Origin of the sequence: Pseudomonas sp. (assembly GCF_050739995.1) — a bacterium.
In the GTDB taxonomy this organism is placed as follows: Bacteria; Pseudomonadota; Gammaproteobacteria; order Pseudomonadales; family Pseudomonadaceae; genus Aquipseudomonas.
Map to the genome: position 1 here is coordinate 1 of NZ_JBOICG010000193.1, position 6298 is coordinate 6298.

The window sequence follows — 6298 nt, forward strand, 5'->3', positions numbered from 1 at the left end:
TCAACCACTTGCGCTTCCGATCTCTCGTCAGCGGGAGGCGAATTCTACAGCGTTACACGCTGCTGTCAACACCTCTTTTTCAACTTCCTGGCCGCTTCGATGAACTGAAGCACCTTGCTGCCGAAAATATCATAACTCGTTGTTTACCAAGGAGTTTTCCGTTTCGACTGCGCCGGAAGTGGGGCGAATTATAGGCCTCCAGAATCTGCCGTCAACACCTAATTTGGATTCTCTATCAATTTGCCTAAAACACCCTACTTTCTTCTATATATAGAGCTAACCGTGGAAAATTGAGCACTATATTGCCCATCCGCAAACAGTTGAGCATGATAGCGCCTTCCGCTTCTCTACTAAGAACCAAGACCTCGGACAAACAACTCAATGACCACTTCACCCCGCAGCCTGGCTTCGGCATTGTTTCCTGTCGGCTTGCTGCTGATCGCCATGGCATCCATTCAGTCCGGTGCCTCGTTGGCAAAAAGCATGTTCCCCATCGTCGGCGCGCAAGGCACCACTACGCTGCGCCTGATTTTCGCCAGCGTGATCATGTTGCTTCTATTACGCCCATGGCGCGCCAAACTGACGGCCAAGTCTCTGCGCACCGTCATCATCTACGGGATGGCGCTGGGCGGCATGAACTTCCTCTTCTATATGTCCTTGCGCACCGTTCCCCTAGGCATTGCGGTAGCCCTCGAGTTCACGGGACCGCTCGCTGTAGCTATCTATGCCTCTCGCCGAGCGGTGGACTTTTTATGGATTGGCCTCGCGGTCACCGGCCTTCTCTTATTGATCCCGACCGGCGAGGCCAGTAACGGTATCGACCTGACCGGTGCCGCCTATGCGCTGGGTGCCGGTGTCTGCTGGGCACTGTACATCCTGTTTGGTCAGAAGGCCGGTAACGACAATGGCGTCCAAACCGCCGCCCTCGGTGTAATGATTGCCGCCCTGTTTGTTGCGCCGATCGGCATCGTCCATGCCGGCACTGCGCTGCTGACGCCGGCGTTGATTCCCGTCGCCATTGGTGTCGCCATTTTATCCACCGCCCTGCCCTATACCCTGGAAATGGTTGCCCTCACCCGCCTTCCGGCGCGCACCTTCGGCACGTTGATGAGCATCGAACCCGCGTTTGGCGCACTTTCCGGCCTGCTCTTCCTGCATGAGCACTTGTCACTGGCGCAATGGCTGGCCATCACCTGCATCATCCTGGCTTCCGTAGGCGCCACCCTGACGATGCGCAACGAATCCAAACCCCTGGTGCCGGCCGATTGATCCTCGTCAAAAGGTAGCTCTGGTATTTGGCCTCCATTTAGGCCATGTTTAGCCGGCACACAAATGTCACTTATGGAGAACTTCGACAAGGACAGCCTTAACGCTACATTCGAGAGCGAGTAAAGCCTGCACCTCGCCTTTTGCGACGCGGCTATAAGGATAGGAATGAAACGAATTTTGATACTGTTAATGGTCATTGGCATAGCTGGCTGTGCTGCGACCACCAAGACAGAAGTGAAACGGGGCAAAAAAGGGCTGCATATCAACTGTTCCGGCCTGTCCTCTTCCTGGGACCAGTGCTACACCAGTGCGTCCAATTCATGCGGCGCCAAGGGCTATCGGGTTATCGCAAAATCCGGTGACAACTCCGAGGAGCCAGGGGACTACCCCTTTGGACTCAATCCGGCTGGCTATACCAGCCGCAGCATGATCGTGATCTGCAAGTAACGCCCCGAGCAGTCCCACGCCGACTGCTCTTATTAAATTCCCAGCACGACCCTGCCCCTTCGCAACACTGCGTCTAAACTCCTGTTCGCCCCTTGAGCCAACGGAGTTCTCATGACGCCCAACAAGAAAATCGTATTGGTAGTCGGTGCCGGCGACGCGACCGGCGGCGCCATTGCCAAGCGCTTCGCCCGCGAAGGCTATGTGGCCTGCGTCACCCGCCGCAGCGCCGACAAACTGCAACCCCTGGTAGACAATATCCGCTCCACAGGCGGTGAGGCCCATGGTTTTGCCTGCGATGCGCGTAAAGAAGAAGACGTGATTGCTCTGATCGAACAGATCGAAACCGAGCTGGGCCCCATCGAAGCGTTCGTCTTCAACATCGGCGCCAACGTGCCGTGCAGCATTCTGGAAGAAACCGCGCGTAAGTACTTCAAGATCTGGGAGATGGCCTGCTTCTCCGGTTTCCTGAATGCTCGCGAAGTGGCCAAACGCATGGTGACTCGCAACCGCGGCACGATCCTGTTCACTGGTGCCACCGCGGGTTTGCGCGGAGGCGCCGGGTTTGCCGCATTCGCCGGCGCCAAGCACGGCATCCGGGCGCTCGCGCAAAGCATGGCGCGAGAGTTGGGCCCCCGAAACATCCATGTCGCCCATGTGGTGGTGGACGGAGCCATCGACACTGACTTCATCCGTGACAATTTCCCACAGAAGTACGCGCTTAAAGATCAGGACGGCATCCTCAATCCTGACCACATCGCCGACAACTATTGGTACTTGCACAGCCAACCCCGTGACGCCTGGACCTTCGAGCTGGACCTGCGCCCCTGGAACGAACCCTGGTAAGCACGCCTCACAACAATAAACAGCGAGCATCGACCATGAGTAAAACCCTGGAGTTTTTCTTCGACCTCGGCAGCCCGGCCACTTACCTGGCCTACACCCAGCTACCTGCGTTGTGCGCCGAAACCGCGACGCGACTGGTGTATCAACCCATGCTGCTGGGCGGCGTGTTCAAAGCCACCGGCAACGCATCGCCGATCACCGTCCCAGCCAAAGGTCGTTACATGTTTGAAGACCTGGCGCGATACGCCAAGCGCTACAACGTGCCACTCAGGTTCAACCCACACTTCCCCATCAACACCTTGGTATTGATGCGCGCAATTACAGGCATGCAAATGCACCAGCCTGAACGTTTCCAAGCCTTTATCGACTGCCTGTTCCGTGCCCTCTGGGTGGAAGGTCGGCATCTGGGTGATCCCGACGTAGTGGCCAGCGTACTCACCGAGCATGGCTTTGATGCGCAGGAGGTGCTGGCCCTGGCCAACGATGACGCCGTAAAAACCGCCCTCAAGGACAAAACCGAACAAGCCATTCAGCGCGGCGTGTTCGGTGCGCCCAGCATGTTTGTAGGCAAGCAGCTGTTTTTCGGTCAGGACCGTCTGGAATTCGTGCGTGAAGCGCTCAGCTAAATAGCCGCTGTACGCACCTGCAACCACTCCAGGGCGGCACCACTGAGCAACGGGCTCAAACGCTTACGCACCTCAGCATGGTAAGCGTTGAACCACTCGAGCTCGTCCGCCGTCAGCAGCGACGGTTCCAGGCAACGGGTGTCGATCGGGCACAAGGTCAGGGTTTCAAACTTGAGGAACTCACCAAACTCGGTCTTGCCCGCTTCACGGTTCAATACCAGGTTCTCGATGCGTACACCCCAACGACCTGGACGATAAGTACCCGGCTCGATCGAAGTAATCATGCCCGGCTGCATGGCGGTCTGCGGCGCAGTGGCAGCTTGATAGGCAATCACCTGCGGACCTTCGTGCACATTCAAGAAATAGCCTACGCCGTGACCGGTGCCATGGCCGTAATCCACACCCTCAGCCCAGATCGGCGCACGCGCGATCGAGTCCAGCAATGGCGACAGAATGCCCCTGGGAAAGTGCGCCCTGGACAGGGCGATCACGCCCTTGAGCACGCGCGTGCAATCACGCTTCTGCTCGGCGCTCGGCGTACCGATCGGTACCATCCGCGTGATATCCGTAGTACCGCCCAGGTACTGGCCGCCCGAATCGATCAGCAACAGGCCATCACCTTCAATGACCGCATGCTCTTCTTCAGTCGCGTGGTAATGGGGCATGGCACCGTTGGCATTGAACGCGGCAATGGTATTGAAACTCAGCGACACATAATCAGGGCGACGAGTGCGCGCAGCCGTCAGGTGTTCATCAATGGTCAGTTCGGTAATCCGCTCGCGACCTAGCGCACTGTCCAACCAGGTAAAGAATTCGCACAACGCGGCGCCGTCCTGCTCCATGGCTCGGCGGATGTGTTCCGCATCGGCCAGGCTCTTGCGGGACTTGGCCAGGGTGGTCGGGTTCAGCCCTTCCACCAGCTTGACGCCAGCATCGAGGTTTTCCAGCAAACCGGCAGTCACGCGCGCCGGATCAACTTGCAGGCTTGTCCCCGACGGCACGGCACGCAGCGCTTGCGCCACTTCGTTGTAGTCACGCAACGTGACGCCGTCCTGCGCCAGTACAGCCCGCAGTTCGCCATCTACTTTATCCAGCGCCACGAACAAGGTGGCCTGGTTCTGGTTGATCAAGGCAAAGGATACGAATACCGGGTTGAACGACACATCGCCACCGCGCAGGTTGAACAACCAGGCGATGTCATCCAGGGTGGCGATGAAATGCCAATCGGCGCCCTTCTCTTTCAAGCTGGCACGCAGGGTGGCGAGTTTTTCGCCACGGCTGACAGTGGCTTGCGGTGGCAGATGTTGATAGATCGGCTGGTTCGGCAACGCTGGACGGTCTTTCCAAACTTCGTCAAGAAGATCGATGTCCGTGCGCAGGCGCGCACCCCGCTCCACCAACTTTGCGCTCAAGGTGCGTGCCGAGGCCACGGCCATGACCGCACCATCCACCGCCACTACACCACCTTCCGGCGTTTGCTCGGCCAGCCATTCCAACGGGCCGGGTTGGCCTGGCTGCAACTTCACCAGTTCAATGCCGCTGCCCTTGAGTTCCTTGGTCGCCTGTTCCCAGTAACGGCTGTCGGCCCACACACCGGCAAAGTCCGCCGTGACAATCAAGGTCCCCACCGAACCATGGAAGCCCGACAACCATTGGCGCCCTTGCCAATAACCCGGCAAGTATTCAGACAAGTGTGGGTCTGCCGACGGCACCAGCAAGGCGTGAATGCCCTCGCGCTTCATCAATTCACGGGTATGCGCCAGGCGCTGGGGAACCGTTCCATGGGTCAAAGGCTGCGTACTCATTGTGTCTCCTGCTAACCACTCATAATTGTTATGTGAATCAAACGGCCCAGAACGCGGGTGCACTGGCCTGGGCTGCCTTGATCAATTGCACGGCTGTGTCGATATCCTGCTCGGTGGTGAACCGGCCCAGGCTCAAGCGAATGGTACGGCCGGCGCTGCGGGCGTCATGCCCCAGGGCCAGAAGCACATGGGATGGCGCATTGCTCGCCGAATTGCATGCCGAAGTCGCCGAAAAGGCAATACCGGCACTGAGTGCACCAGCGTTGAATTCACCCTCAGTGAACGTCAGGCTGAGTGTATGGGGAATGCGCTGCGTCGGGCTGCCATTGAGGCGCACGCCGGCCAGGGATTCCAGTTGGTCGAGCAGACGCTGACGCAACGCAACGATCGTGGCCTTCTCTGCGGTGAAGGACTGCGCCGCCAGCGCGAAAGCCGCCCCCATTCCCGCGATCTGGTGAGTCGCCAGCGTGCCGGAGCGCAAGCCGCCCTCGTGGCCACCGCCGTGAATCTGCGCCAGCACCTTCTGCTGCGCACGCGGGCCAACGTACAGCGCACCGATACCCTTGGGGCCGTACAGTTTGTGCGCGGAAAACGACATCAGGTCCACCGGCCACTCAGCCAGGTCGATGGCGACCTTGCCGGCTCCCTGCGCCGCATCCACATGCAGCAACGCGCCATGTTCACGCACTCGCGCACCGATGGCGGGGATGTCGTTCAAGGTGCCCAGTTCATTGTTGACCAGCATCAGCGACACCAGAAAGGTGTCCTCGCGCAACGCCTCACTCACGGCGTCGGCGCTGATCAAGCCTTCGGCATCCGGCACCAGGTAGGTCACGGCCACCCCGGCTTCCTGCAACTGCCGCGCGGTGTCCAGCGTGGCCTTGTGTTCGATCTGGCTGGTGATCATATGCCCACCCGCCACCCCGCGCGCCTGGGCCACTCCCTTGATCGCAAGGTTGTTGGATTCGGTGGCACCGGAGGTCCAGACGATCTGTTCTGGGCTGGCACCGACCAATTCGGCCACCTGGCGACGCGCCTGTTCAACCGTTTGCCGGGCCGCCTGGCCGAACGCATGGGAGCTGGACGCCGGGTTGCCAAAGTTGGCATTGAAGCCCAGACACTCGACCATCACTTGGATAACCCGCTCATCCACCGGCGTGGTGGCGGCGTAGTCGAAATACAACGGACGTTTATTCATGACGTTAAAGACTCGCAGAGCGTGTTCCTGAGAGCAACGTCTCAGGGGCATCGATGGGAACAGAGATCGTCAGGTTTAACCGATCGAATGCCATTGAAGAAGGATCACTG

General features: G+C 59.0%; 6 protein-coding genes. 4 read left to right on the top strand and 2 right to left on the bottom strand.

Annotated elements, in window-relative coordinates:
• Positions 1 to 381 precede the first annotated feature (381 nt).
• From rhtA to ACRESD_RS06745, 4 genes are all read left to right on the top strand, one after another.
• The gene (gene rhtA / locus ACRESD_RS06730; RefSeq protein WP_431750216.1) at positions 382 to 1269 is read left to right on the top strand and encodes a threonine/homoserine exporter RhtA; all 888 of its coding nucleotides are present in this window, start codon (positions 382 to 384) and stop codon (positions 1267 to 1269) included.
• A gap of 165 nt (positions 1270 to 1434) precedes the next feature.
• Entirely contained in the window at positions 1435 to 1716 is a 282-nt protein-coding gene (locus ACRESD_RS06735) for a hypothetical protein (protein ID WP_431750217.1), read from the top strand.
• Positions 1717 to 1827: 111 nt separating this feature from the next.
• Positions 1828 to 2559, top strand: a complete 732-nt coding sequence (locus tag ACRESD_RS06740) for an SDR family oxidoreductase (RefSeq protein ID WP_431750218.1) — start codon at positions 1828 to 1830, stop codon at positions 2557 to 2559.
• 35 nt (positions 2560 to 2594) lie between these two features.
• Complete coding sequence (locus ACRESD_RS06745) at positions 2595 to 3185, top strand: 2-hydroxychromene-2-carboxylate isomerase (RefSeq protein WP_431750219.1); 591 nt, start codon at positions 2595 to 2597, stop codon at positions 3183 to 3185.
• Here ACRESD_RS06745 and ACRESD_RS06750 read toward each other — a convergent pair.
• Both ACRESD_RS06750 and ACRESD_RS06755 read right to left on the bottom strand, forming a co-directional pair.
• Positions 3182 to 4990 (bottom strand): aminopeptidase P family protein, encoded by a 1809-nt coding sequence (locus ACRESD_RS06750; RefSeq protein ID WP_431750220.1) that lies wholly within the window; start codon positions 4988 to 4990, stop codon positions 3182 to 3184. The genes ACRESD_RS06745 and ACRESD_RS06750 overlap by 4 nt on opposite strands.
• A 37-nt stretch (positions 4991 to 5027) precedes the next feature.
• Positions 5028 to 6188 carry a cysteine desulfurase family protein gene (locus tag ACRESD_RS06755; RefSeq protein WP_431750221.1) on the bottom strand — a complete coding sequence of 387 codons (1161 nt, stop codon included), beginning with the start codon at positions 6186 to 6188 and terminating at the stop codon, positions 5028 to 5030.
• Positions 6189 to 6298: the final 110 nt, after the last annotated feature.

Bases quoted from the DNA above. Each gene is read 5' to 3' on its own strand.
- ACRESD_RS06740 (WP_431750218.1), top strand. From the start codon at position 1,828: ATGACGCCCAACAAGAAAATCGTATTGGTAGTCGGTGCCGGCGACGCG.
- rhtA (WP_431750216.1), top strand. From the start codon at position 382: ATGACCACTTCACCCCGCAGCCTGGCTTCGGCATTGTTTCCTGTCGGC.
- ACRESD_RS06745 (WP_431750219.1), top strand. From the start codon at position 2,595: ATGAGTAAAACCCTGGAGTTTTTCTTCGACCTCGGCAGCCCGGCCACT.
- ACRESD_RS06750 (WP_431750220.1), bottom strand. From the start codon at position 4,990: ATGAGTACGCAGCCTTTGACCCATGGAACGGTTCCCCAGCGCCTGGCG.
- ACRESD_RS06735 (WP_431750217.1), top strand. From the start codon at position 1,435: ATGAAACGAATTTTGATACTGTTAATGGTCATTGGCATAGCTGGCTGT.
- ACRESD_RS06755 (WP_431750221.1), bottom strand. From the start codon at position 6,188: ATGAATAAACGTCCGTTGTATTTCGACTACGCCGCCACCACGCCGGTG.